The 1,018-nt window shown below is 47.5% G+C and carries 1 protein-coding gene; it reads left to right on the plus strand.

Annotated elements, in window-relative coordinates:
* The coding region (locus tag BG32_RS11970; RefSeq protein ID WP_147435004.1) for a xanthine dehydrogenase family protein molybdopterin-binding subunit at window positions 1-1,018 on the plus strand (1,018 nt) is incomplete at both ends.

The raw sequence follows: 1,018 nt of genomic DNA on the forward strand, positions 1-1,018 counted from the left end.
GCCTATAACCTTCGAAGGCCGGCGAAACTAATTTATTCAAGAGAAATAGACATCCAGACAACTTCGAAGCGTCATCCCATAAAGTCTCACTATAAAGTTGCCCTTGAAGGAAAGAAAATCAAAGCGATGACGATAAAGGCATACATGGATATGGGAGCGTATGCAACCCTTACTCCGATAGTTATCTTTAGAACGCTTGTTCATGCGGCCGGAGCTTACGAAATAGAAAATGTTGACGTCGATGTTTATGCAGTTTATACTAACAAAGTTCCTCCGGGAGCCTTCAGAGGTTTCGGTTCTCCTCAAGTTCTCTTTGCGGTTGAGAGCATGCTGGATGATATTGCTGTCCAGATGGGGTTCGACCCAATGGAGTTCAGAGAAATTAACACTCTTAGACCGGGTTCCAGGACCTCTACCGATCATCTGTTAGTTAACAGCGTTGGTGCTCCAGAGACTCTTTCAAGAGTTAAGAAGGCTTCGAAATGGAAGGAACTTGTGAAAGAGACGGAGGAATTCAATAAGTCTAGTGAAGAAGTAAAAAGAGGGGTTGGTCTCTCTCACATCTTCTATGGGGTCAGCCTCGGTGCAGGAGGTCAGGCTCTCGACAAGTCCGGCGCACACGTGCTGATAGACAGGGATGGTTCTGTCGAAGTGAGGATTGGCGGAACGGAAATGGGTCAGGGTGCTAAGACGGTGATCTCAATTATCGCGGCGGAAGAATTGGGGCAGAGCATAGACAAGATTGTTGTTCATCAACCGGATACCGCCTTCGTTCCAGACAGCGGGCCCACAGTCGCATCGAGAACCACCATTTACTCCGGGAACGCGGTGAAAAACGCCTGCGCTTCTTTGCGGGAGAAATTGGCCCCTGTGTTCTGTGAACTCACCGGTAGCCCGCTCTCATCTGTGAGATTTGAAGAAGGGTTTGTTTATGGCGAAAGTGGGAAAAAGTTGTCATTCGATGAAGTAGTCGAACATGCCTACAAGAGAAATGTGAAACTTTTCGAAACAGGCTGGT

Source organism: Mesotoga sp. HF07.pep.5.2.highcov, assembly GCF_003666285.1.
Taxonomy (GTDB): Bacteria; Thermotogota; Thermotogae; order Petrotogales; family Kosmotogaceae; genus Mesotoga; species Mesotoga prima.